Origin of the sequence: Ancylobacter sp. WKF20 (genome assembly GCF_029760895.1) — a bacterium.
Lineage (GTDB): Bacteria > Pseudomonadota > Alphaproteobacteria > Rhizobiales > Xanthobacteraceae > Ancylobacter.
The window spans coordinates 3,216,271-3,239,955 of record NZ_CP121679.1; the positions used below are offsets into that span (position 1 = coordinate 3,216,271).

Consider the following 23,685-nt stretch of genomic DNA (forward strand, 5'->3'; position numbering starts at 1 on the left):
AGGGCGACGTCACGGCAGGAGTCAAGAACGAACGTTCGTTCGCATTCTGAGAAGGCTCCGCCGGCGCGACGCGATGGGCCGTCCGGCAGGCTCGGCTTTAAGGCTCAGACGCCGGCCAGCAGGGGCTGGAAGGTGCTCACCACCCGGTCATAGACCGGCCGCTTGAAGGGAATGATGAGCTGCGGCGTATTCTCCAGCCGTTCCCAGCGCCAGCCGAGGAATTCCGGCTTGTGCTTCCCGCCGCCTGGCCGGCGGACGTCGATCTCGCTGTCCTCGCCGGTGAAGCGCAGGGCGATCCATTTCTGTGTCTGGCCGCGGTAGCGTCCCTTCCAGGCCTCGCGGGCGATCGGCTCGGGCAGGTCATAGGCGAACCAGTCCGGCGCCTCGGCAAGCGGCTCGACGGAGGAGACATTGGTCTCCTCATAGAGCTCGCGCAGCGCCGCCTCGGCCGGGCTCTCGCCCTCATCGATGCCGCCCTGCGGCATCTGCCAGGAATGATGCGCGTCGACATGCTCGGCCCCGCCGGTCCGCTGGCCGAGGAACACCAGTCCCTCCCGGTTGACCAGGACGATGCCGACGCAGGGGCGGTAGGGAAGCTGCTCGAAGGGGATCATGAACAAGCCGGGGCTGGAGGCGCGGGCGGTACGTGCCGCCATCATAGGCGAGCCGCACCCTCACCGTTAAGACAGCGGCGGCATCTGACTTGCGGTTAGGTAAACGCTCAGCGGGTGAGCGAGGCCGGCTCGGTACTCGGAACGACGCCGGTGACATGGGCAGCGTCGGCGGTATCGAGTTCATCGCCGCCGAGCGTCTCGCTGCGGCCGGTCGCGGCGTCATAGACGGTGATGCGGGGATCGCCCGCCGACAGGCTCGGGCGCAGCATGGGCTGGTCCACCGCCACGCCTTGCGGGGCGAAGCTGCCCATATCCGGCGCGTCATGGAAGGACCAGACCGGCTCGTGGCCGTTCCAGGCGTAACAACTGACGCCGACGGCGATCACCGCCACGCAGGCGAGACCCACAATGGCAAAAGCCGCCATGTTGCGGGCGCTGTCCTGGCCGGCATCGCGGCCCAGCGGCGCCTCATCGATCGTGTCATGGCCGGAAGGCCGAAGCGGTTCGATACGCATGCGAATCTTCTCGGCCCGGACCTTGGCGGGATCGGGGCGGAAAAAGGCGCGCGGCGCGGCGCCGGAAAAAACAAAGCCCCGCTCTCGCGAAAGAGCGGGGCTGTTGCCGTGATGTCACACCCGGTTCATTGGGCGCTGTAGGCGACGGTCAGTTCGGGACCGCGGCCTTCGGGTCGGCCGGGTAGGCCGCGTTCTTCTGCACGCCATGCATCAGGTCGATGGCCAGCTTGAGCTGGGTATCGTCCTTCGGATCCGGCGGGACATAGGCCGGCGAGCCGGTCTTCTCGTCCTCGCCATTCTTCAGGTGACCCTTGAGCGAGGCCTCGCCGCGCGTGGTCTCGACGCCCGCCGCCTCGGCCTTCTCCTTGACGTCCTGGGGAACGTCCTGAACCAGCTCGATATCCGGCGAGATGCCCTTGGCCTGGATCGAGCGGCCCGACGGCGTGTAGTAGCGCGCCGTGGTCAGCTTGATCGCGGCATTGCCCGACACCGGGATGACGGTCTGCACCGAGCCCTTGCCGAAGGAGAGCGAGCCGAGGATGGTGGCGCGCTTGTGATCCTGCAGTGCGCCGGCGACAATTTCGGAAGCCGAGGCCGAGCCACCATTGACCAGCACGATCACCGGCTTGCCCTTGGCGAGATCGCCCGGACGCGCGTTGCGCCGCTCGGTCTCGTCGGCATTGCGGCCGCGGGTGGAGACGATCTCGCCGCGATCGAGGAAGGCGTCGGAGACGTCGATCGCCTGGTCGAGCAGGCCGCCGGGATTGTTGCGCAGGTCGAGAATGAAGCCCTTGAGCTTGTCCTCGCCGATCTGCTTGGTCAGATCCTCGATCGCCTTCTTGAGGCCCTCGCCGGTCTGCTCGCTGAAGGAGGTGATGCGGATATAGCCGATGTCACCATCCTCGACGCGCGAACGCACCGACTTGATGTTGATGATGTCGCGGGTCAGCGTCAGCTCGAGCGGCTTGTCCTGACCCTTGCGGACGATGGTGAGCCGGATCGGGGTGGCCACAGCGCCGCGCATCTTGTCGACCGCCTGCTGCAGGGTCATGCCCTTCACCTCGTCATCGTCGAGCTTGACGATGAGATCGCCCGCCTGCACGCCAGCCTTGGCCGCCGGGGTGTCGTCGATCGGGGTGACGACCTTCACGAGGCCGTCTTCCATGGTGACCTCGATGCCGAGACCGCCGAACTGGCCGCGCGTCTGCACCTGCATGTCGCGAAATTCCTTCGCGTCCATATAGGTGGAGTGCGGGTCCAGCGAGGACAGCATGCCATTGATGGCCGCCTCGACGAGCTTGGCATCGTCGGGCTTCTCGACATAGTCGGCACGCACGCGCTCGAACACGTCACCGAACAGGTTGAGCTGCCGGTAGGTGTCGGAGGCCGCGGCCATCGCCTGCGTCGGCGAGAGAAGAAGCCGCGGCTGCGACGCGCCGACGGCGACCAGCGCGCCGACCGCCGCGCCAAACAGAAATACTGACGTCTTACGCATCATCCGCGTGCCTTTTCGCTCTCGCTCGTCGCCCACCAGGGCGTTGGATCGATCGAGTTACCATCCTTGCGGAACTCGACATAGAGAATGGGTTGGGCGGTTCCAAGGCCGACCGATGACACAAGCTGCGGTCCTTGACCCATTACCGCCACCGGTTCGCCCGAGAGGACGAACTGTCCCAGACCCACGGTTATCTTATCCATTCCCGCCAGAAGAATATGGTATCCGCCGCCGGCATTGATGATCAAGAGTTGCCCATAAGAGCGGAAAGGGCCCGCATAGACCACCCAGCCATCCGCCGGAGCCGAGACTTGCGCCTCCACGCGGGTGCCGAAGGAGATGCCCTTCTCCTGCCCACCATAGCCGTCCTCGGTGCCGAACGCCTTGAGAATCGCTCCGCCCGCCGGCAGCGGCAGCAGGCCCTTGGCCGTATCGAACGGGATGCCTGGCGAGAGCCGCGCGGGGTTCTGCAGCGCCGCGAGCCGGGCCGCCGGGCCTTGATTCGTCTCGGTCGGCGCAGCTTTCGCCGCGTCAGCCGCCTTGCGCGCGGCAGCGATTTCCTTCTCCACGCGGTCGACCAGCTCGCGCACATTGCCGGCCTCGGCGGCGAGGGCGGCGGCGCGCTGCTGCTCCGAACGCAGCGCCGCCTCGCCCGCTTCCAGCGAGGCCTGGCGCTCATCCACCAGCGCCGCCGTGCGCCGGCGCTCCTCCGCCAGCGAGACCTTCAATTCTGCGAGAGCGTCCCGCTCGCGGGCGGTTTCCTGCCGCACGCGCTCCTGCGCGGCGAGTTCGCTGGCCAGTAATTCCGTCTCGGCCTTCAATTCCGGCAGCACCGCGCCGAGCAGAATGGCCGAGCGGACCGATTGCAGCGCGTCATCCGGGCGCACCAGCAGCGCCGGTGGCGGACGCTGGCCGAGCCGGGAGAGACCGCCGAGCACATCGGCCAGCGTGTCGCGCCGGGCGTCCAGCGATTCGCGGATGTCGTCCGCCTCGCGGCCGAGCTGGATGAGGCGCTGCTCGCTGGCGTCGAGTTTTCCCTCCACGTCGCGTACCTTGAGCGCGGTGTCGATCAGCGCGCTGTTGAGCTTGGCCCGGTCACCCTTGATCGCGGCGATCTCGGTGGCGAGGCGCTCCTGCTCGGCGGCGCTGCCCTTGATGTCGGTGTCGAGCTGCTCCATCCGCTGGCGCGGATCGGCCGACGTGTCCGGCGCGTCCGGGGAGGATGGCGCATCCGCCGTCTGGGCGAGCGCCGGGACGACAATCGCCGGAGCACCGAGCGGCACGGCAAGGGTGAGCGCAAGCGACAGCGCGACGCCCCGCTTCAGCCAGCCATCCATCAAGACGCGTCCATGCGCACCGCACCCGGTGGAGGCGGCGGGGGACGGGTAAGTGAGTCGGCGTCTCTCGGGCATCGGCTGAGGGAACGTGCGCGTGGTTAATGTTGCGTTACCGCCGCATCACCGGGCTGCCGTCCTCCCGCTTCATGCCTTGTGGTAGGGGTGGCCGGCGAGGATGGTGGTGGCGCGGTAAAGCTGCTCGGCCATCATGACGCGAACAAGCTGGTGTGGGAACGTCGCTCGTCCGAAAGCGATGAGGCGGTCGGCCCGCCCCCGCGCCGCCGGGCTCAGCCCGTCCGCGCCGCCAATCAGGAAGGACAGCGCACGCACCCCGCGATCGCGCAAGGCGGCGATATCGGCGGCGAGCTGTTCGCTGGAAAGTTCGGCCCCGCGCGGGTCGAGCCCCATCACCGCCGTCTCAGCCGCGAGCGCGCCGATGATGCCGGCGCCCTCCTCGGCCATGCGGTCCTCGGGACGGCGGGCCTGGCTTTCGCTGATCTCAAGCACATCCGGGCCCGACAGGCCGAGCGCACGCCCGCCCTTTGCGGTCCGGTCAATGTAGCGCGCGCACAGCTCCCGCTCGGGACCGGCCTTGAGCCGGCCCACGGCAACGATCACCAGTCGCACGCGCGCCGCTCAGCCGTGCGGCGTGCTGGGCAGGGCCGCGGCCACACCCTTGGTCGCGCCGCCCGGGTGGGCGCCCGACCACATCTTCTCGATGTTGTAGAAGCCGCGGACTTCCGGCTGGAAGACATGGACGATGATATCGTTCGCATCGATCAGCACCCAGTCGCAGGACGGCATGCCCTCGACCCGGATGCCCTTGACGCCGCGCTCCTTGAGCGCCTCGACAAGGTGATCGGCGATGGCGCCGACATGGCGCTGGGAACGGCCGGACGCCACCACCATATAGTCGGCGATGGTGGTCTTGCCGCGCAGTTCAATGGAAACGATATCCTCGGCCTTGTCGTCGTCAAGACGGGCCAGGGCCAGGGCAAGAATCTCCTCGGCGTCGTAACGCGGTTCGGAGACGGGCGCAGTCGCCGGGCTGGAGGCGGCTGCTGAGAGCGCCATGATGGACAGGGGTCCGGATCCTCTCGTCAATTCGGCAACGGACACGGCGCAGACCTCCACGCCGTTAATGCCGGCTTAAAATAGTCTCAAAGGGCTCATTTTTCAACCAGCGCGGCCGTCGGACCGCCGCTGGCGCTTCCCAGGCCCTGCCGCCGCAGCGCGGTGGAGGACAAGGGCGACTTCAAACCATGCAGGAAGACCCAGGCGGGTGCCGCCCGATCCGCCAGTGTGGCCGCTTCCGCCTCATTGATGCGGAAGCGCCCGAGCGCGCCCGCCGCCGGCGAGGCGGTGGCCTTGAGCGAGCAGCCCGCACGGTCGATCACCGCGATGGGCAGCAGCTCCGCCAGATCCTTCCAGCGCTGCCAGCGATGGAAGGAGGTGAGATTGTCCGCCCCCATCAGCCACACGAACCGCACCTGCGGATAGCGCCGCACCAGCGTGGCCACCGTGTCATAGGTGAAGCGGGTGCCGAGCCCCGCCTCCAGCCCGGTGGGGATGAGAGCCGGGTGATCCGCCATGGACCGCGCCTGCGCCAGACGCTCATCGAGCGGGGGCAGGCCGTGATTGTCCTTCAGCGGATTTCCCGGCGTCACCAGCCACCACACCCGGTCGAGCCGCAGGCGCTTCAGCGCCAGGAGGCTCACCGCGCGATGGGCGGCATGAGGCGGGTTGAAGCTGCCGCCGTAAAGCCCGATCCGCATCCCCGGCGTGAGCGGGGGAATACGGGTCGTGGCCGCGAGCGGCGCCGGCCCTGTGGTCGGCATGGCTGCATCCGTGCCGATGGCACCGCCCTCCGCTCAGCGGCGGAAGGCGACGGGGTCAGCCGCCATTCTTCTCCGCCTCCATGCGCGCCTTGAGCGCGAGCAGCTTGGCGAAGGGCGAATCGGGATCGACCGGCTTGTCGCGACGCGCATCCTGGCGGGGCTCGTGGCGCGGCTCCTGCCGGGCATCCGACCGCTGGTCCTGCCGGCCACCGAAACGCTCGCCCTGCGGGCGCGGCCCACGGCCAGCGCCGGGACGCTCGTCACGCCGGCCTTCCCCGCGCTCGCCGCGATTCTCATCACGGCGCGGCGGACGGCCGGAACGCGGGGCTTCCGCGCCCTCGGGACGCGGGGGGCGCGCCTCGGGACGGCGGTCGTCGCGGAACGGACGACGCCCACCCTCGCCACGGCCAGCCTCGCCCTCGCGAGCAGGAGTCGCCGCGCCGGCCGACGCACCCGCCTGAGCCTCGCCGCGGCCCGAGCGGGCGGGGCCGCCCTTACCGCGATGGCCCGGACGATTCTGCCCCGGCGGACGGCCGGGACGCCAGATCTCGATCATAGCCGGCTCGGCCGGCGCTTCGGCAGCGACATCAGCCGCGACAGGCTCGGCCGAGGCTTCCGCCGGCGTCTCACCATCGGTCTCGGCGGACGCCTCCAGAGCCGGCTCGACGGTCTGGTCGAACACCGGATCGGTGAAGACCTCGCCGCTGACGGCGGTGACATCGGCGGTGATCTCGGCCGGCTCGGCGGCAACGGGGGCAAGCGCCTCGGCGACGGCCTCCGGTTCCAGCGCGGGCTCGACCGTCTGGTCGAAGGCGACATCGGTGCCAACCGGCACCTCAGCGGGCGCCTCGGACGTGTGCGACGCCACCTCGACCGCAACCGGCTCGACCGGAGCAGCCTCGACGGGCGCCGCCTCGACCGGGGCGGGGCGGCGCTCCATGCGGTAGCCGAGCGAGCGCAGGATCGAGGCGAAATCCTCGCCCGCGCAGCCGGCCAGAGACGTCATGGCAACGGTCGCGAGGAAGCCCGAGCCGTCAAAGGCGCCGGCCGGCTTCTCGCCGGAAGCCCCCGGCCGCCAGGCGAGCGCCGGGCGGATGAGATCGGCAAGACGCTCGAGAATATCGACGCGCACCGCCCGCTCGCCCGCCACGCGGAAGCCGACAGCGCGGTAGAGACCCTTCTGGATCTCCGGATCGACCGGGATCGAGGTGCGGCCCGAGGCGGCGAGGTGCGGGAGCTCGTCCAGCCCCTTCTGCTGCAGACCGCCATGCTTGAGCGCCCAGAGCTGGGCGGCCAGCGCACGCGGCGCCGGCTTCAGCAGCGCCGGCAGATAGATGTGATGGGCGCCGAAGCGCACGCCATGGCCGCGCAGCACCGCGCGAGCCTCCTGCGCGAGGCTCTTCATTTCCTCGGCGACCTTGTGGCGCTCCAGCACGCCGAGCGACTCGACGAGCTGGAAGGCGATGCCACGGCCGATGCCGGTGATGTCCTCGGCCTTGCCGAGCGCCAGCAGCGGGCCGAGCAGCTTCTCGATATGCGACTTGAGCCACAAATCGAGGCGCGCCTGCACCGCATCGCGCGCGGGGCCGGTCAGATGCTCGTCGGCAATGATCTTGAGGCGCGGCGTCAGCACCTCCTCGCCGGGGATCAGTTTGGCGACCGGATCGCCGATCCAGCGCAGCGTGCCGTCGGCGGAGAGCACGAACGCATCGTCCGCCGCCTCCGCGAGCTTCGCCGCGCGTGCCTCGATCTCGCCGGAAAGCGCCTTCTGGGCGGTGGAGCGCAGGGCTTTCGCCTCGGGCCCACCGGCCGACGCATCGGCTGCGAACTGGAAGCCGAGCAGATGGCCGATCACATGGCCTTCCACAATGACGTCGCCGGTCTTGGTGATTTCAGTTTCGAGCATCGCATTCTCTCGCAGGCGCCGCATCAGCACGCTGGTCCGTCGATCCACGAAACGGTGGGCCAACCGTTCGTGAAGCGCATCGGAAAGCCTATCTTCCACACGCCGTGTGACACCCCGCCAATGGTCCGGGTCGTCGAGCCAGTCCGGCCGGTTTGCCGCGAAGGTCCAGGTACGAACCTGCGCAATGCGCCCCGACAGCGTGTCTATGTCACCTTCCGTCCGGTCCGCCAAGGCCACTTGTTTCGCGAACCAGTCCGTCGAGATGCGTCCGAGGCGCATCAGATCGTCATAGACGGTCGAGACAAGGTCGGAATGGGAGGCCGGAGATACCTTCCGGTAGTCCGGCAACTGGCAGGCCTCCCACAGCCTTTCGACCGCGTTCGCGCCCTGCGCGTGGCGGCGAATGGCGGGATCGCGGGCCATCGCCTCCAGAACCAGCACATCCTCGGCGGTGGGCGCGCGGGTGAGCCCCTCCTCGCGCGGCACCACGCTCAGCGAGCGGTGCAAAGCCTCGATGGAGCCGAAATCGAGCGCGCTGTTGCGCCACTGCAGAACGCGGTGGGGCTCGAAGGCATGGGCCTCCAGCCGTTCTACCAGCTCGGCATCGAAGGGCTCGCAGCGCCCGGTGGTGCCGAAAGTGCCGTCGCGCTGGGCGCGCCCGGCCCGGCCGGCGATCTGGGCGATCTCGCCGGGATTGAGCCGACGGAACTGCCAGCCGTCATATTTCACATTGCCGGCGAAGGCGACGTGATCGACATTGAGGTTCAGGCCCATGCCGATCGCGTCGGTGGCGACGAGATAATCGACATCGCCATTCTGGTAGAGCTCGACCTGCGCGTTGCGGGTGCGCGGGGAGAGCGCGCCGAGCACCACCGCCGCCCCGCCGCGCTGGCGGCGGATCAGCTCGGCGATGGCGTAGACCTCGTCCGCCGAGAAGGCGACGATGGCCGAGCGGCGCGGCAGACGCGTCAGCTTCTTCTCGCCGGCGAAGGTGAGCTGGGAGAGGCGCGGGCGCACCAGAATATTCACGCCCGGCAGCAGCTTCTCCACCAGCGGGCGCATGGTGGCGGCGCCGAGCAGCAGCGTCTCCTCCCGCCCGCGCCGGTTCAGCAGGCGGTCGGTGAAGACATGGCCACGGTCGAGATCGGCGGAAATCTGGATTTCGTCCAGCGCGACGAAGGCGACGTCGAGATCGCGCGGCATCGCCTCGACGGTGGACACCCAGAAGCGCGGATTGGCCGGCTTGATGCGCTCCTCGCCGGTGATGAGCGCCACCTGCCCTTCGCCAGCGCGCTCGACCAGGCGCTGATAGACCTCGCGGGCGAGCAGGCGCAGCGGCAGGCCGATGAGGCCGGAGGAATGGCCGAGCATCCGCTCGATGGCGAGGCTGGTCTTGCCGGTATTGGTCGGGCCGAGCACGGCGGTCACGCCCCGCGCGCGCAGCGAGGGCGGCAGCGCCTGGATGCGGGGGTAAGGGGCCTTGCCCGGCGGGGCGATGTTCATGGGGCTTGTTGTCCGTCGGGCCGGCGGGAGGGCCCTTGTAGCACGAGGCCGGAAGGATGAGCGACACGCCTCGCGCAGCGGCAGTCACAATGCCGCGCGACCATCCGCACCCGGAACATGGGCGCTGGACAGGCGCCCCGCCAGAGGCTCAGGGAACCTGCGCGCGGGTCGGCTTGGCGCCCCGGCCGACCATCGGCTCGCTGACGAAGCTTTCCGCCTGGATCTGCGCGACACCGATGGCGGTGTTCACGCTGGCGCGGAACGGCACGAGCATCCGCGTGCCGGCGATCGGCGCCAGCCAGACGAACATTTCCTTGTTGTTCATCATGTATTTGACGCCGGCGCGGTTCGGCTTGTGGCCGGCGACCGGGCGATAGGCGATGCGGCAGACGACGCTCGGGCCGGCATAGCCGCCCTTCTCCGCCTTCACATCCTCCATCCTCTCATAGGAGAGCTGGAGGTCGTAACGCTGGCGCCCGTCAAAGATCGACAGCACGCGGTCGCAGGCCTTTTCAGACAGTGCGTCATCGCCGCCGGGCACCATGATGAGGGCGGCGGACATCGGGTCGAGAATGCCCTTCTTGTCCTTGTCGGTCACCGGCACGCGGTCGGGCGACTCCGTGACCGGCGGCTCGACGCGCATCTCGGTGACGGTATCGCGGCTCATGACGAGGCGGATCGCCTCGGCCTTGCGGTCGGATTCGGCTTCCATGGCGAAAGCGCGCGGCTCCAGTTCGCCCCGCGCGATAGCCCCGCGCGCGCCCGCCGTACCTTTGCCCGACGAGACGGCTTGCGCCATGCCGGTCAGCCGAGCGCTGCCCGACGCCGTGTAGGACCGCTCATCGACTTCCAGCAGCAACGCCGCCTTGCCGAGTTCCAACCCTGCCAGGGACAGCGTGTAACGCGCCTCTAGACGCCCATCCGCGTGAGCGGATGCCGCCACGCCGGAACCGGCGAGCGCGAGAAGCGCCGTGAGGCCAAAGCGATGCATGAAGACACGGATCCCGAAACACAGGGCGAATCGTCACCGATCGCGCCAGACTGTCATTTATCCCGGATTCGGATGGCGGCGGAAGGCGGCGGAACTGTGACTCGCCCGCTCACGAACGCGGCACGCGCGACCCGTGCGAGCGCTCCATCCGGCTTAACCGGCAGGCCGGCCTTGACGGCGCCGGGGGGCTTCCTTATAGGAGCGCACCTCTAATTCACCGATGCCGTATGCGGGATCGTCAGGCTTTTGTCATAGCCTGCGGCGCAGCGGCTGCGAACTTAAGGAAGTCCACGATGTCCCGTCGGTGCGAACTTACCGGGAAGGCGGTTCTGACCGGCAATCTCGTGAGCCACTCTAACCGCAAGACCCGTCGCCGGTTTCTCCCGAACCTGGTGAACGTGACGCTCACCAGCGACGTGCTGAAGCGTTCGGTCAAGCTGCGCGTGAGTGCCAACGCTCTCAAGACTGTCGATCATCGCGGCGGCCTCGATGCGTTCCTCGCCAAGGCTTCGATCGACGAGCTGTCGCCGAAGGCTGCCGAGCTGAAGCGCGCCGTGGCCAAGGCCTCGGTCGCCGCCGCGGCCTGAGTGCGATGAAGATCGCCGGCACTGAGGTTGCGGCCACGCGCCTCGCCATCCCCGTCGCCGCCATGATGGCGGTGGTGGCGGCCTCGAATGTGCTGGTTCAGCACCCCGTGGAGTATCTCGGCCTCGCCGAGGTGCTCACCTGGGGTGCTTTTACGTATCCGCTCGCCTTCCTCGTCAATGACCTGACCAATCGCCGCTTCGGCCCAGCCGTGGCGCGGCAGGTGGTCTATGCCGGTTTTGCGCTGGCGGTCGTGCTGTCGATCTGGCTGGCGACGCCGCGCATCGCGCTGGCCTCGGGCTCGGCCTTCCTGGTCGGCCAGCTTCTCGACATCGGCGTGTTCAACCGCCTGCGTCGCCTCTCCTGGTGGCACGCCCCGCTCGCCGGCAGCCTGCTCGGCTCGGCCATCGACACGGTACTGTTCTTCTCGCTCGCCTTCGCGGGCGATGTCGATATGTCCGGCCCGGTGACCTATGCCACCACCGGCATCACCGTCCCGCTCTGGGTCGGCCTCGCCTTCTTCGACTTCCTCGTGAAGGTCGGCTGCGCGCTGCTCGCGCTCATCCCCTATGGCGCGCTGATGGGCTGGCTCAAGCCCTGGAACGGCCCGCAGGTTCGCGGCACCCTCGCCCGCTGAGCTCTCTTCCCGCCCCTATTCGACGACCGCGAAGCGCAGCAGCAGCGTGCGCTGGAGCGGCGAGAAATTGTCGTCCGACATCAGCGTGATGATCAGTTCGCCCGCCGCGTTGCGGTGCAGGGCGATGGCTTCCATATTGTCGATGGACGCCGCGCGGTTGGCCTGCAGCAGCGTCTGGCCGGTGATGACCGCGCCCTCACGGATCTCCGCCAGCGGAAAGCGCCGCAGCCTCAGGGCGACGCCGCGCAGCGCATCATAGCGCCGCTCCAGCAGATAGACCTGCCCATCATCGGAGATCGCCGCGTCGGTGGCGGAGAATTCGTCGACGCGCGTGATGGTGAAACGCCCGATCAACGCCGGCTTGGCGGCCGGATCGAACAGGAAGCCCGGCAGCACGGCAGGATCGGACGGACTCTGCTCCCCGATGACGATGATGGGCGCCGGCGTGGCGCCCGGCGGCGCCAGCAGCGCCTCGGGGCCTTCATTATTGCCGAGGGCCATGAGGGCCGGATCGGCGATGAGCCGCTTGCCAGGCGCGGTCAGCGGTCCGGCGGGGAAGCTCCAGACCTCCTGCCGCCGCTCGATCCCGACGACATAGCCCGTCGGCGTGCGGGCGAGCGATTCCACGTCGCCGCGCTTGTCGCGGGCGAAGGAGCGGTCCTTGGCGGCCAGCATCGGCGCCATTTGCGCGCCGCTGATGCCGGTCGGCCGGTCGCCCTCCGCTTCGATACGCCCGGCGAGCCACATGCCCTTGTCGGTGATCGCGCGGAAATCCGCCCCGTCGGGCTGGACGACCAGCCCGGAAATACCGCCGAAATTCGCCGAGGGTGAGGAGAGCACCAGCCCGCCGCGAAACTCCAGCGGGCCGAAGCGGCGCGCCCCGCCGGGCTCGAAACGGTCGACGGGGATTGGCGTGGCGTTCACCTCGATGGGGGCGACCTGGGCCTGCGCGCCACCGGCCCAGAGGAGCAGAAGCCCGGTAATCACCGCGCGTGAAACACCCGCTGAATAAAGCATCCTCGTCCCCATCCTCAGCGTCGCGCCGGCAGCATGCGCAGGATCAGCCCGTCACGCCGCACGAAATGGTGCCACAGCGCGGCGCCGATATGCACAACCACCAACGCCGCGATGCCATAGGCGAGCGCCACATGGATGCGCCCAATGCCGAGGCCCTTGCCGAAGGCGGTGGTGGTCACCGCCCCGAGGATCGGCTGGATGAGGATGGCGAGGTAGAGAACGCCATGGGTGGCATGGGCGAGGATGTGCTGCCAGCGCGGCATACCGGTGGGCAGTGGCGGCGCCGGGTGCGTCAATCTCCAGACGATGCGCAGCACGACCAGCCCAAGCACCGCATAGCCCGAGAACAGATGCAGCCGGAACAGATAGAAGCGCGAGTCCGTTCCCCGTTCGAAAAAGCCCCAGCTCCAGCCGGTGGCGAACTGCACGAGGATGAGGACCGCGACCGTCCAGTGCAGCAGGCGGGCAACGCGATCATAGGTGGCAGCAATCGGCATCTCGGCATCCGAATCGGGGGTGACGCTCCGGCGCCATATTGCGATGCGAAGGATTTCCGTGCCATGTCAGACGGACATGGTCGGCGATGACCCGTTTCAGGCATGATGCATAGGGAGGCAGGTTTGGCAGGCGCCACTCGATCACTGCGCGCGCCGACGCCGCTCCGCACCGACGATACCACCGCCCCTGCCCCGGAGGCGCCAGAGCCCGCCCGCCCGGTGCGCCGCAGCTCACGCTCGGCCGAGCCGCGCACCCCGCGCCGGCGCAAGCGCATCGAGGCCAAGCGCACGGCCATCCTCGACGCGGCGCTGATGCTGTTCTCCCGGCACGGCCTGCACGGCACGACGGTGGAGCAGATCGCCGAACAGGCGCAGGTGTCGAAGACCAACCTGTTCTACTATTTCGGCTCCAAGGACGAGGTCTATGTCGCCGCGCTGAGCCGTCTGCTCGACCAGTGGCTCGATCCGTTGCGCAGCCTCGATCTCGACAGCGACCCGGTGGCCGGCATCGGCGAGTACATACGCCGCAAGATCCTGTTCTCGCGCACGCATCCGGAAGCCTCGCGGCTGTTCTGTTTCGAGATCGTGCAGGGCGCCCCGCTGCTGCGCCGAGAGCTGGAGACCTCGCTCAAGGAGCTGGTCGACGCCAAGGCCGAGGTGATCCGCGCCTGGACCGCGGCAGGACGGCTCGCCCCGGTCGACCCCCACCATCTGATCTTCTCCATCTGGGCGACCACGCAGCATTATGCGGACTTCGCGGTGCAGATCGACGCGCTGCTCAATACGGGGCTGGACGACGAGGCCTTTGCGGAGGAGGCTGCACGCAACATACAACGCATCATTCTCGATGGCGTGCGCGTGCGAACGGGCGGCTGATATCGGGAAGCTCCAGGGAGCCGCCATGCCGTCCCGGCCACTGCACCGCCGCCAGCTCCTGCGTTCGGGAGCCCTGGCCACGCTCGGCACGCTGTTCGCCGCGCCCTTCGTGAGCAGCGGCGTGCTTTCCACCAAGACGCTGGATGTCGATGCGCTGCTGTTCGACCCCGAGGTGCCGGTGGGCGGCAACCCGAAGGGCGACGTCACCATCGTCACCTTCTTCGACTATAATTGCGGCTATTGCCGCAAGGCCGCACCGGCGCTGGCCAAGCTGGTGGCCGACGACGGCCATGTGCGCCTCGTCTACAAGGATTGGCCGATCCTTTCGGAAAGCTCGGTCGTCGCCGCGCAATATGCCCTCGCCGCCAAATATCAAGGCCGCTATGAGCGCGCGCACGAGACTCTGATGACCGCGTCCCTGCGCGGCGATACGGACCGCCTCCCGGCGTTGCTGGAGAAGGCCGGCATCGACCGCAAGCGCCTTTCCGCCGATCTCAAGGCGCACGGCCAGGCCATCGGCGCCTTGTTGAAGCGCAACAATGAGCAGGCCGAGGCGCTGCAGCTTCCGGGCACCCCGGTCTATCTCGTCGGCCCCTACAAGGTCGCCGCCGCGCTGGACTATGAGGGTTTCGCCAGCGTGGTGAACGACGCCCGCACCCGCGCGAAGACGAAATAGGCTGGGGCGAACGCCACAAACAAAAAGGGCGCGCCGTGGCGCGCCCTTGCTGTGTCAGCCGGCCTCAGAGGGCGAGGCAGACATATTTCATGTCGAGATATTCCTCGATGCCGTACTTCGAGCCCTCGCGGCCGACGCCGGATTCCTTCACGCCACCGAAGGGCGCGACTTCCGTGGTGATGACGCCGGCATTCACACCCACCTGCCCGTAGCGCAGCGCCTCGGTGACGCGGAAGGCGCGGGAGAGGTCGCGGGTGTAGAAATAGCAGGCGAGACCGAACTCGGTATCGTTGGCGAGGCGGACCGCCTCCTCCTCGGTCTCGAAGCGGAACACCGGCGCGACGGGCCCGAAGATCTCGTCGCGGGCGAAGTTCATCTCCGAGGTGGCGTTGGCGATGACGGTCGGCTGGAAGAACTGGCCGCCGAGCGCGTGGCGCCCGCCGCCGGTGACGACCTTGCCGCCCTTGGCCACAGCATCGGCGACGAAGCTCTCGGTCTTCTCCACCGCCTTGGCGTCGATCAGCGGGCCCTGCACCACGCCTTCCTCCAGGCCGGAGCCGACCTTGAGCTTGGCGGAGGCGGCGGCGAACTTCTCGACGAAGGCGTCATAGATGCCGGCCTGGGCGTAGAAGCGGTTGGCGCAGACGCAGGTCTGGCCGGAGTTGCGGTACTTGGAGGCGAGCGCCCCCTCCACCGCCTTGTCGAGATCGGCATCGTCGAAAATGAGGAAGGGCGCATTGCCGCCCAGTTCCATCGAGACGCGCTTCACCGTGTCGGCGGCCTGCTTCATCAGCACCTTGCCGACCGGGGTCGAGCCGGTGAAGGTGATCTTGCGCACGATCGGGCTCGACGTCATCTCGCCGCCGATCTGCGAGGCGGAGCCGGTGAGAATGTTGACGACGCCAGCGGGATAGCCGACCTGCTCGGCCAGCACGCCCCAGGCGAGCGCCGAATAGGGGGTCTGCGTCGCCGGCTTCACCACCGAGGTGCAGCCGGTCGCCAGCGCCGGGCCGATCTTGCGGGCAAGCATGGAGGACGGGAAGTTCCACGGGGTGATCGCCGCCACCACGCCGACAGCCTGCTTGGTGACGAGGATGCGCCGGTCGCCCCAGGGCGAGGGGATCGTGTCGCCATAGACCCGGCGGGCTTCCTCCGAGAACCAGAGGATATAGGCGGCGGACATCCCGACCTCGCCCATCGACTCGGCCAGCGGCTTGCCCTGCTCGATGGTGAGGAGTTCGGCGAGCGCGCGCTGGTTGTCCATGATGGCGGCATAGAGCTTGCGCAGCATCTTGGCGCGCTCATCCGCCGTGGTGCGCGAGAAGCTCGCAAAGGCCTTGTCGGCCGCGGCGATGGCGCGCTTCGTCTCCGCCGTGCCGGCATTCGGCACGGTGCCGATCACCTCGCCGGTCGCGGGGTTGGTGACGTCGATGGTGGCGCCGCTATCGGCGGGCACCCACGCTCCATCGATGAAATTCGCCTCGCGCTTGAAATCCGCCCAGTTCATGGGTCTTGCCCTCCGGTTCGGCAGCGCCCTCATGGCGCTCCCGCCTGAGGGCTATCTAGCGCCACGGGGACCGGCGGACAATCGGCCTTGTGATCACAAGCCTTGTGCAGCTTCAGGCGCCGCGCGCGGGCGGGCCGCGCGCGTGCTCGCTGTCAGCTCACGGCCGCGCCTCATGCAGGAGCGGGGCGAAACCGCCGAAGATCATGCGCTTGCCGTCAAAGGGCATGTCGGTCATGTCCTTGAGGCGCGGGTCTTCCATGAAGCGCTTCATCCCCGTGTCCCGCGCTTCCTTCGAGGGCCACACCACCCAGGAAAAGACGACCGTCTCGTCCGGCTCCGCCTTCACCGCCCTGTAGAAGTCGGTGAGCTGGCCGTGCGGGACATCGTCGCCCCAGTTTTCCGCCAGATAGAGCGCGCCATGATCGAAGAAGATCGGCGCCGCCTGCTCCGCCATCCGGCGGTAAGCGTCCTTTTTGGCGGTGGGCACGGCGAGCAGGAAGCCGTCGACATAGCCGACAGCGGGGCTGGTAGTGCTCATAGCGTTTCCTCGGTGTGATGTGTGGGATTGGTCAGGAGGCCGGCGCCATCTCGGCGGGCAGCGCGGCCATATCCATGAAGAAGGGCTCCCAGACATGCCCGTCCGGATCCTCGAAGCTGCGCGAGTACATGAAGCCGAGATCCTGCGGCGCGCGCGGATCGGCCTTGCCGCCCCCGGCAGCAGCCTTAGCCACGACAGCGTCGACACCGGCGCGGCTTTCTTCGGTGAGCGCGAACAGCGCGCTCGTGGTCGCATGGCTGTCGGCGATGGGGCGTGGGGAAAACTGCGCGAATTTCGGGTGCGTGAGCAGCATCAGGTGAATGACATCCGAGACAACCATGCAGGCGGCGGTATCATCGGAAAACTGCGGGTTCTTCCGCGCGCCGATGGCCTCGTAAAAGGCGATGGCACGGTCGAGGTCGTGGACGGGAAGGTTGATGAAGATGAGCGTGGGCACGGCGTCCTCCTGAAGTTGAAAAGCTTCCGCAAGGGCACGTCCTTGACCAGGAATAGAGGACATGGTTAGTCATAGCAACCGTGGAGTTAACAAAAATAACTGATGAATCCATCAAAAATCGTCGTCGGTACGACGATGCCTGCGGCGCCGCCCATGCGCTCGACCTGATCGGCGAGCGCTGGTCGCTCCTCGTCATGCGCGAGCTGATGCTGGGGCCGAAGCGGTTCGGTGACATCAAGGCCGGCCTGCCGGGGATCAGCGCCAACATTCTGACCCAGCGGCTGGAAGCGCTGGAGGCGGCGGGCATCCTCACCCATACGCGCCTGCCCCCGCCCCATTCCGTGCCGGTCTATGAGCTCACACCGTGGGGCTATGAGGCCGAGCCGATCCTGCAGGTGCTCGGGCGCTGGGCCTCGCGCTCCCCGGCGCATGACCCCACCCTGCCCTTCGGTGCGGTCTCCCTGCTGCTCTCGCTGCGCACCATGTTCGCGCCCGCGCGGGCGGGCGACATGCGCGCGATCATCGGGCTCGAACTCGATGGCGAGACCTTCACCCTGCGCATCCGGGACGGGGCGTTCGAGGCCGAGCGTGGCGCTGCCAAGACGCCGGACGTGGTGTTTGTCGGCGCCGCCCGGATGGTGGCAGCGGCGATCTATGGCGGGCAGGCGCTCGACACGCTGGAAGCCGCCGGCGCGCTGGCCCTGCGTGGCGACAGGGCGGTCGCGGCGCGCTTCGTCACGCTGTTCCCGCTGCCGCCCAAGGCCGAGCGGCCACCGGTATGAGATTGCAGAGTTGAGCCGGCATTCCGCCACCATCTGGCATATGCCGTGCATCGTAGAATGAGACCAACCACCTGCCGGAGGGGCCATGGCCGTCTTCATCGTGTCGTTCGAACTTGCCGCGCCCGAGAACACCGCCGCGATGATCGAGGCGATCCGGCAGATGTCGTGGACCCAACTGGGGCCGACGACCTTCGCCGTCACGACCGAGGAGACGGACGAGGCGCTGTTCTACCGGCTACGCGAGTTCACGCAGGACAAGGACAGCCTCTACATCGTGCTGGCCCGCAAGCCCTATCGCGGCATGGGCTTTCGCGAGGTGAACTACTGGCTGGAGGATAATCTGCGCTGGTGAACCGACGAGCGCGCAGCTAACCGCCCAACAAAAAAGCCCCGGCTCGCACCGGGGCTTTTGCATGTGGCGGCAGCGCCGCGATCAGTTGCTGTTCCGGTTGCCGAAGAGCTGGAGCAGCATGATGAAGAGGTTGATGAAGTCGAGATAGAGCGTCAGCGCGCCCATGATCGCCTTGCGCCCGGCCACCACGTCGTCATCGCCGGCGAAGTACATTTCCTTGATGCGCTGCGTGTCCCAGGCGGTCAGGCCGGCGAAGATCAGCACGCCCGCCACCGAGATGACGAACTGCAGCATCGACGAGGCGAGGAAGATGTTCACCACCATGGCGATGATCAGGCCGAAAAGGCCCATCACCAGGAAGGAGCCCATCGCCGAGAGGCTGCGCGAGGTGCTGTAGCCATAGAGGCTCAGAGCACCGAACGCCGCCGCGGTGATGAAGAACACCCGCACGATGCTGTCATGGGTGTAGACGAGGAAGATCGAAGCCAGAGAGACGCCGACCAGCGCCGCATAGAGCCAGAAGATGCTCTGTGCCGCGCCGACGCTGAGCCGGTCGACCCGGAAGTTCAGGAACAGGATGGCCGCGAGCGGGGCGAAGATCACCACCCAGCGCAGCGGGCTGAGGAACAGCGCGACGCCGAGATCGGTGAGGTAGATGTTCGGCGCGATGGCCGCGGCGGTCGGCACGTCGGAGACGGCGAGCATGTAGATGCCCAGCGCCGCTGCACCGGTGATGGCGAGGCCGAGCGTCATGTAATTGTAGACGCGCAGCATATAGGCGCGCAGGCCCTGGTCGATCTCGGCCTGCGTCCGCGCCGCCGTCGCCCCGAAGCGCGGCACGGAGACGTTGCGGTTGTAGTCGGACATGGTCGGATCCTCTCCCGTCGGTGGCGCGCCAGCGTGCCGAGACGGCCCTGACGCAGTGTTACCGGGAATATGAGGTCCGCACCCGCCTGCCGCAAGTTAAGTTTGCGACAGGCTTAACGCGCCCGCACGGCCGACCGGGGCGCTGAGCGTCACAGATTGCGCAGGATGCGCGCCGGCTTCTGCCCCAGCGCCCGCCAGGTGCCGATGAGACCGAAGCCGACGGTGAGCACCAGCGCGATGCCGACCGCGCTGAGCGCCGCGCTGCCCGACCAGGCAAAGGCGACCTTCATCACCTGCGTGGTTACCAGATAGGCGGCGGCCGAGCCGGCCCCGAGCGCGACCACCGCCGTCACAAGGCCGAGCGCGGCATATTCCAGCACATAGGCGAGCACGAGCCGGGCGCGGGTGGCACCTAACGTCTTCAGGATCACCGCGTCATAGACCCGGTGATGCTGGCCCGCCGCCAGCGCGCCGGCGAGCACGAGGACGCTTGCCACCAGCGTGACGAGGCTCGCGCCACGGATCGCCAGCAGCAGGTTCGCGACGATCTCGCCGATCTGGCTCAGCGCCTCCTTCACCCGCACCGCCGTGACGGCCGGGAAGTCCCGCGCCACCGCGCGCGACACGCCGCTCTCCACCCCTGCCTCGCCACCGCCGGGCAAGGTGAGTGTGGCAATGGAGGTGTGCGGGGCGCCGCGGAAGGTGTTGGGTGAGAACACCATGACGAAGTTGATGGCGAGCCGCTCCCACTCGACCTGCCGGAGATTGGCGATGCGGGCGGTGATCGGCCGTCCCAGCACGTTCACCGTCACGCTGTCGCCGATCTTCAGCCCGAAGGCATCGGCGATCTCCTTCTCGAAGGACACCAGCGGCGGCCCGGCATAGTCGGCGCCCCACCACTCGCCCGCGACGAGGCGCGAGCCCTCCGGCAACGCGTCGGCATAGGTGATGCCGCGATCGGAGGAGAGCACCCAGGCGAATTCCGGCGGCGGGGTGATGCTCTCCGCCGGGCGGTCGCCGAGGGTGATGAGCCGCCCGCGCAGCATCGGCACGAGTTCCACCGTCCCGGCCGGCGCCTGCTGCTGCAGGAAACTGGCGAAGCGGTCCGTTTCGGTGTTCTGGATGTCGAGGAAGAAGAAGCTCGGTGCCTGCTCGGGCAGGCGTGACGTCAGCTCGCGCGTGAGGCTGCGGTCGATCAGCGACAGCGTGACGAGCAGCGTCAGCCCCAGCCCCAGCGACAGCACGATGGTCGGGGTCAGCGCCGCCGGGCGGTGGATATTGGCGAGCGCCAGCCGGGCCTCGGTGAGGCGCGGGCGCGGCAGGCGGCGGGCGAGCGCCATGATGCCGGTGCCGACGAGGCGCAGCATCACCAGCACGCTCGCCGAGGCGATCAGGTAATAGACCGCGATGCGCCGCTCCTCGGAAGCCGCAACTGCCAGCGCGGCAAGCGCGGCAATGGCGAGCACGGTGAGGATCACATAGGAGCGCCGGGGCCGGCGGCCGCGCGTCTCCACCTCGTCGCGGAACAGCGCCGAGACCGGGACGTCATGCGACAGACCCAGCGGCCACAGCGCGAAGGCGAGCGCGATCAGCGCGCCATAGGCCACCGCCAGCAGCAACGCCGCCGGTTGCAGGCTCGGCTCGATGGCAATGGGCAGCAGATGGCCGAAGGCCGCGTTAACCGCGAAGGGCAGCGCCGCGCCCACGACAAGGCCGATGGCGATGCCGATGGCGGCGATGAGGCCGACCTCGACCAGATAGATGGTAAACACCGTGCCGCCCGGCGCACCCAGGCTCTTGAAGGTGGCGATGACGCCGCGCTTGGCGTCGAGATGGCTCTTCACTGCATTGGCGACGCCGACGCCGCCGACCAGCAGGGCGGTGAGCCCAACCAGCGTCAGATATTCGGTGAAGCGGCGGACATTGTTCTCAAGGCGCGGGGCGGCGGCATCGCGCGTGCGCACCTCGAAGCCCGCCTGCGGCACGCCTTCCTGGACGCGCTCGACGAAGCCGGTCAGCGCGGAAGGATCCGCCATTTTCACCCGGTAGTGCCAGCGCACGAGGCTGCCGGGCTGGAGAAGCTGCGAGGCGCGCAGCGCGTCAAGCGACACCATGAGGCGAGGCCCGAAGCCGATGCCGGTGGAGAGCGCGTCAGGTTCGCGGGTGATGAGGCCGGTGAGGCGCAGCGTCGCCTCGCCGAGCTGGAAGGCATCGCCGACCTTGATGCCGAGCCGCTCGGCCAGCGCCGGATCGGCCAGCGCGCCGAAGCGGCCATCGGTCGACGCGAGGGCGCGGTCGATGGGCTGCGGCGGGTCCAATTCCATGGCACCGACCATGGGATAGGCGCCATCCACCGCCTTGGCCTCGACCAGCGTGGAATTGAGGCTGTCGCCTTCGCCCGCCCGCGCCATGGCGCGCAGCGTGGCGATGGTCGAGACGTTGCCGCCGGCGCGGATCAGCGCCAATTCCTCGGGGCTCGCCTCGCGCTGGACGAGGGTGAACGCCGCGTCGCCGCCGAGCAGCGTCGTGCCCTCGCGGGCGAGGCCGTCGGTCAGGGCGCGCGAGAAAGAACCGACGCCAGTGATAGCGGCGACGCCGAGCGCCAGACAGGCGAGGAATACGCCGAAGCCGCGCACGCCACCGCGCAGTTCGCGCAGGGCAAAGCGCAGGGCGAGCGAGGAGCGGGCGCGCATGCCGAGCGGAGACGGGCGGCCGGCTTCGGCGCGCGACGACAGGGCGGAGAGGCTCATGCCGGCACCCCGGCACTGAGCGCCGTCGCGGCGACTTCGTCGCCCTCGATCTGGCCGGAGCGCAGGCGGATGGTGCGGTCGCAGCGGCGCGCAAGCGCGAGGTCATGGGTGACGATCACCAGCGTCGCCCCGCGCCGGGTCTGCGCGGCGAAGAGCAGGTCCATGATCTGACGGCCGGTCGCCTCGTCGAGATTTCCGGTCGGCTCGTCAGCGACAAGGATGCGCGACTCCGGTGCCAGCGCGCGGGCCACCGCCACGCGCTGCTGCTCGCCGCCCGAGAGCTGCGAGGGGTAATGGTCGAGCCGGTGGCCGAGGCCGACCGAGGCCAGCTCCGCCGCCGCCCGCTCGAAGGCATCCGCCCGCCCGGCGAGTTCCAGCGGCACGGCCACGTTCTCGATGGCGGTCATGGTCGGGATGAGATGGAAGGCCTGGAACACGATGCCGACATGCCGGCCGCGAAAGCGCGCCAGCGCATCCTCGTCGAGCCGGGTCAGCTCCTCGCCCGCCACCGTCACCGTGCCGGAGTTCGCCTGCTCCAGCCCCGCCAGCACCATCAGCAGGCTTGATTTGCCGGAACCCGACGGCCCGACGAGGCCGACCGCCTCACCCTGCCCTATATTGAGCGACACACCTTTGAGGATATGAACGCGCGCCGCGCCGTAGCCGAGGGAGAGTTCGACCTTGTCGAGGGTGATGGCGGGCTTGGATGAGGAGTTCGGCTGCATGTGGTCCTGGGCGTTCGTCGGCGGGAGGCGCGCCGGAGCGGCGCGCTGCGGTGCGGTAGGTTCGGCAGGATATGGCGCCTTGTTTACGTCGCGAAAGGGACGGTGGACGCTGAACGTCGCTCTCCCGGTGCTCGCTCTCGCGGGATTGATGATGGCCATGACCCCGCTGCACGCCGAACCGCTCCGTCTGGTGGCCTTTGGCGACAGCCTGACGGCCGGTCTCGGCCTGCCCGCCAAGGACGCTTTTCCCGCGAAACTTCAGGCGGCGCTCAAGGCGAAGGGTCACGATGTGGTGATCGAGAATGCCGGTGTGTCCGGTGACACGACCACCGCTGGCCTCGCGCGGCTCGACTGGTCGATCCCGGACGGGACGCAGGGCGTCATCCTGGAACTCGGCGCCAATGACGCGCTGCGCGGGCTCGATCCCGCCATCGCGGAAAAGTCGCTCGACGCCATTCTGGCGCGGCTGAAGGAGCGCAAGATTCCCGTGCTGCTCGCCGGCATGGTCGCCCCGCCAAATCTCGGCGGCGGTTATGCCGAACGGTTCAACGCGATCTATCCGCGCCTTGCGGCGAAATATGACGTGCCGCTCTACCCGTTCTTCCTCGACGGCGTGGCCGGGCAGGGCAAGCTCAACCAGCCCGACGGTATCCACCCGACAGCGGCGGGCGTCGATGTCATCGTCGAGCGCATCACCCCGGCGGTGGAACGCTGGCTCGCCACGCTCAAGAGCGCGCCATGACCGTGCCGATGGCCTATCGCCGGGCCAGCGAGGCGTTCGACGCGTTCCTGGCCGAGGTGGCGGACACGGCGCAGCTCTCCAGCCGCCATCAGGCTTATACGGTGGTCGATGCGGTGTTCCGCGCCTTTCGCCGGCGGCTGGCGCCGGGCGAGGTGCTGGTCTTCGCCGCCGCGCTGCCGCCGCTACTCGGCGCGCTGTTCATCGAGAACTGGCGCGCCGAGGGGATCGGCGCCGCCTCCTGGGCGGCGGAGGAGGTGCTGCGCGACGTCAGGAGCCTGCGCGCGCACCATAACCTCGCGAGCGATCAGGCGGTGGCGCAGGTCGGCGCGGTGCTGCGGCGCCATGTCGACGTGGCCGTCTTCAGGCAGGCGTTGCGGCGCCTGCCGCTGGAAGCGGCGCACTTCTGGGGGATCGAACCGGCGGCCACCCCGGCGGCGTCCTGACCCTCCCTTGCGGCAGCTTGTACCACTGGGTTGGC

The 23,685-nt window shown here is 68.5% G+C and carries 25 protein-coding genes; 8 read left to right on the forward strand and 17 right to left on the reverse strand.

What is annotated here, in order from left to right:
• Window positions 1-104: 104 nt before the first annotated feature.
• The 9 genes from AncyloWKF20_RS14730 to AncyloWKF20_RS14770 form a co-directional block, all read right to left on the reverse strand.
• The gene (locus AncyloWKF20_RS14730) at window positions 105-614 is read right to left on the reverse strand and encodes an RNA pyrophosphohydrolase (RefSeq protein ID WP_279317983.1); all 510 of its coding nucleotides are present in this window, start codon (window positions 612-614) and stop codon (window positions 105-107) included.
• A gap of 107 nt (window positions 615-721) precedes the next feature.
• Window positions 722-1,129: a hypothetical protein gene (locus tag AncyloWKF20_RS14735; protein ID WP_279314774.1), complete on the reverse strand. Its 408-nt coding sequence runs from the start codon at window positions 1,127-1,129 to the stop codon at window positions 722-724.
• A gap of 148 nt (window positions 1,130-1,277) precedes the next feature.
• Window positions 1,278-2,627 carry a S41 family peptidase gene (locus AncyloWKF20_RS14740; protein ID WP_279314775.1) on the reverse strand — a complete coding sequence of 450 codons (1,350 nt, stop codon included), beginning with the start codon at window positions 2,625-2,627 and terminating at the stop codon, window positions 1,278-1,280.
• On the reverse strand, window positions 2,624-3,961 hold the full coding sequence (locus AncyloWKF20_RS14745) for a peptidoglycan DD-metalloendopeptidase family protein (RefSeq protein ID WP_279314776.1): 1,338 nt from the start codon (window positions 3,959-3,961) through the stop codon (window positions 2,624-2,626). Before AncyloWKF20_RS14745 ends, AncyloWKF20_RS14740 begins: the two co-directional genes overlap by 4 nt.
• Window positions 3,962-4,105: 144 nt before the next feature.
• Window positions 4,106-4,588 (reverse strand): 23S rRNA (pseudouridine(1915)-N(3))-methyltransferase RlmH, encoded by a 483-nt coding sequence (gene rlmH / locus AncyloWKF20_RS14750; RefSeq protein ID WP_279314777.1) that lies wholly within the window; start codon window positions 4,586-4,588, stop codon window positions 4,106-4,108.
• 9 nt (window positions 4,589-4,597) lie between these two features.
• Window positions 4,598-5,035 (reverse strand): ribosome silencing factor, encoded by a 438-nt coding sequence (gene rsfS, locus AncyloWKF20_RS14755; RefSeq protein ID WP_267585615.1) that lies wholly within the window; start codon window positions 5,033-5,035, stop codon window positions 4,598-4,600.
• A 95-nt stretch (window positions 5,036-5,130) separates the two neighbouring features.
• Window positions 5,131-5,799 (reverse strand): nicotinate-nucleotide adenylyltransferase, encoded by a 669-nt coding sequence (locus AncyloWKF20_RS14760; RefSeq protein WP_279314778.1) that lies wholly within the window; start codon window positions 5,797-5,799, stop codon window positions 5,131-5,133.
• 55 nt (window positions 5,800-5,854) lie between these two features.
• Window positions 5,855-9,208, reverse strand: a complete 3,354-nt coding sequence (locus AncyloWKF20_RS14765; RefSeq protein WP_279314779.1) for a helicase-related protein — start codon at window positions 9,206-9,208, stop codon at window positions 5,855-5,857.
• Window positions 9,209-9,356: 148 nt separating this feature from the next.
• Window positions 9,357-10,199 (reverse strand): DUF3108 domain-containing protein, encoded by an 843-nt coding sequence (locus AncyloWKF20_RS14770; RefSeq protein ID WP_279314780.1) that lies wholly within the window; start codon window positions 10,197-10,199, stop codon window positions 9,357-9,359.
• 293 nt (window positions 10,200-10,492) lie between these two features.
• Between AncyloWKF20_RS14770 and rpmB the strand changes: the two genes are divergently transcribed.
• Window positions 10,493-10,786, forward strand: coding sequence for a 50S ribosomal protein L28 (rpmB, locus tag AncyloWKF20_RS14775; protein WP_267584710.1), 294 nt, complete (start codon window positions 10,493-10,495; stop codon window positions 10,784-10,786).
• A gap of 62 nt (window positions 10,787-10,848) precedes the next feature.
• Window positions 10,849-11,421: a queuosine precursor transporter gene (locus AncyloWKF20_RS14780; RefSeq protein WP_279317984.1), complete on the forward strand. Its 573-nt coding sequence runs from the start codon at window positions 10,849-10,851 to the stop codon at window positions 11,419-11,421.
• Window positions 11,422-11,436: 15 nt separating this feature from the next.
• On the opposite strand, the gene AncyloWKF20_RS14785 is transcribed toward AncyloWKF20_RS14780, so the two are convergent.
• A complete protein-coding gene (locus AncyloWKF20_RS14785) occupies window positions 11,437-12,438 on the reverse strand; it encodes an esterase-like activity of phytase family protein (protein WP_279314781.1) in 1,002 nt (333 codons plus the stop codon).
• 14 nt (window positions 12,439-12,452) lie between these two features.
• Window positions 12,453-12,935 carry a cytochrome b gene (locus tag AncyloWKF20_RS14790; protein WP_279314782.1) on the reverse strand — a complete coding sequence of 161 codons (483 nt, stop codon included), beginning with the start codon at window positions 12,933-12,935 and terminating at the stop codon, window positions 12,453-12,455.
• Between the two features lie 123 nt (window positions 12,936-13,058).
• Between AncyloWKF20_RS14790 and rutR the strand changes: the two genes are divergently transcribed.
• Both rutR and AncyloWKF20_RS14800 read left to right on the forward strand, forming a co-directional pair.
• Window positions 13,059-13,811 (forward strand): HTH-type transcriptional regulator RutR, encoded by a 753-nt coding sequence (rutR, locus tag AncyloWKF20_RS14795; RefSeq protein ID WP_347710378.1) that lies wholly within the window; start codon window positions 13,059-13,061, stop codon window positions 13,809-13,811.
• A 25-nt stretch (window positions 13,812-13,836) separates the two neighbouring features.
• Window positions 13,837-14,487 carry a DsbA family protein gene (locus tag AncyloWKF20_RS14800; RefSeq protein WP_279314783.1) on the forward strand — a complete coding sequence of 217 codons (651 nt, stop codon included), beginning with the start codon at window positions 13,837-13,839 and terminating at the stop codon, window positions 14,485-14,487.
• 64 nt (window positions 14,488-14,551) lie between these two features.
• On the opposite strand, the gene AncyloWKF20_RS14805 is transcribed toward AncyloWKF20_RS14800, so the two are convergent.
• The 3 genes from AncyloWKF20_RS14805 to AncyloWKF20_RS14815 form a co-directional block, all read right to left on the reverse strand.
• Complete coding sequence (locus tag AncyloWKF20_RS14805; protein ID WP_279314784.1) at window positions 14,552-15,994, reverse strand: NAD-dependent succinate-semialdehyde dehydrogenase; 1,443 nt, start codon at window positions 15,992-15,994, stop codon at window positions 14,552-14,554.
• A 157-nt stretch (window positions 15,995-16,151) separates the two neighbouring features.
• A complete protein-coding gene (locus AncyloWKF20_RS14810) occupies window positions 16,152-16,532 on the reverse strand; it encodes a DUF1428 domain-containing protein (protein WP_279314785.1) in 381 nt (126 codons plus the stop codon).
• A 31-nt stretch (window positions 16,533-16,563) separates the two neighbouring features.
• Entirely contained in the window at window positions 16,564-16,989 is a 426-nt protein-coding gene (locus AncyloWKF20_RS14815; RefSeq protein ID WP_279314786.1) for a VOC family protein, read from the reverse strand.
• An 80-nt stretch (window positions 16,990-17,069) separates the two neighbouring features.
• On the opposite strand from AncyloWKF20_RS14815, the gene AncyloWKF20_RS14820 reads away from it, so the two are divergent.
• Entirely contained in the window at window positions 17,070-17,771 is a 702-nt protein-coding gene (locus AncyloWKF20_RS14820; protein ID WP_279314787.1) for a winged helix-turn-helix transcriptional regulator, read from the forward strand.
• Window positions 17,772-17,856: 85 nt separating this feature from the next.
• Window positions 17,857-18,123, forward strand: a complete 267-nt coding sequence (locus tag AncyloWKF20_RS14825; protein WP_279314788.1) for a hypothetical protein — start codon at window positions 17,857-17,859, stop codon at window positions 18,121-18,123.
• Window positions 18,124-18,204: 81 nt separating this feature from the next.
• Here AncyloWKF20_RS14825 and AncyloWKF20_RS14830 read toward each other — a convergent pair whose 3' ends face one another.
• The 3 genes from AncyloWKF20_RS14830 to AncyloWKF20_RS14840 form a co-directional block, all read right to left on the reverse strand.
• Window positions 18,205-18,990 (reverse strand): Bax inhibitor-1/YccA family protein, encoded by a 786-nt coding sequence (locus AncyloWKF20_RS14830; RefSeq protein ID WP_267584700.1) that lies wholly within the window; start codon window positions 18,988-18,990, stop codon window positions 18,205-18,207.
• Window positions 18,991-19,139: 149 nt separating this feature from the next.
• Window positions 19,140-21,740: an FtsX-like permease family protein gene (locus AncyloWKF20_RS14835; protein ID WP_279314789.1), complete on the reverse strand. Its 2,601-nt coding sequence runs from the start codon at window positions 21,738-21,740 to the stop codon at window positions 19,140-19,142.
• A complete protein-coding gene (locus AncyloWKF20_RS14840) occupies window positions 21,737-22,465 on the reverse strand; it encodes an ABC transporter ATP-binding protein (protein WP_279314790.1) in 729 nt (242 codons plus the stop codon). Before AncyloWKF20_RS14840 ends, AncyloWKF20_RS14835 begins: the two co-directional genes overlap by 4 nt.
• Before the next feature lie 148 nt (window positions 22,466-22,613).
• Between AncyloWKF20_RS14840 and AncyloWKF20_RS14845 the strand changes: the two genes are divergently transcribed.
• Window positions 22,614-23,207: an arylesterase gene (locus AncyloWKF20_RS14845; protein ID WP_279317986.1), complete on the forward strand. Its 594-nt coding sequence runs from the start codon at window positions 22,614-22,616 to the stop codon at window positions 23,205-23,207.
• Entirely contained in the window at window positions 23,204-23,650 is a 447-nt protein-coding gene (locus AncyloWKF20_RS14850) for a DUF2267 domain-containing protein (RefSeq protein ID WP_279314791.1), read from the forward strand. The genes AncyloWKF20_RS14845 and AncyloWKF20_RS14850 overlap by 4 nt, the downstream gene beginning before the upstream one ends.
• Window positions 23,651-23,685: the final 35 nt, after the last annotated feature.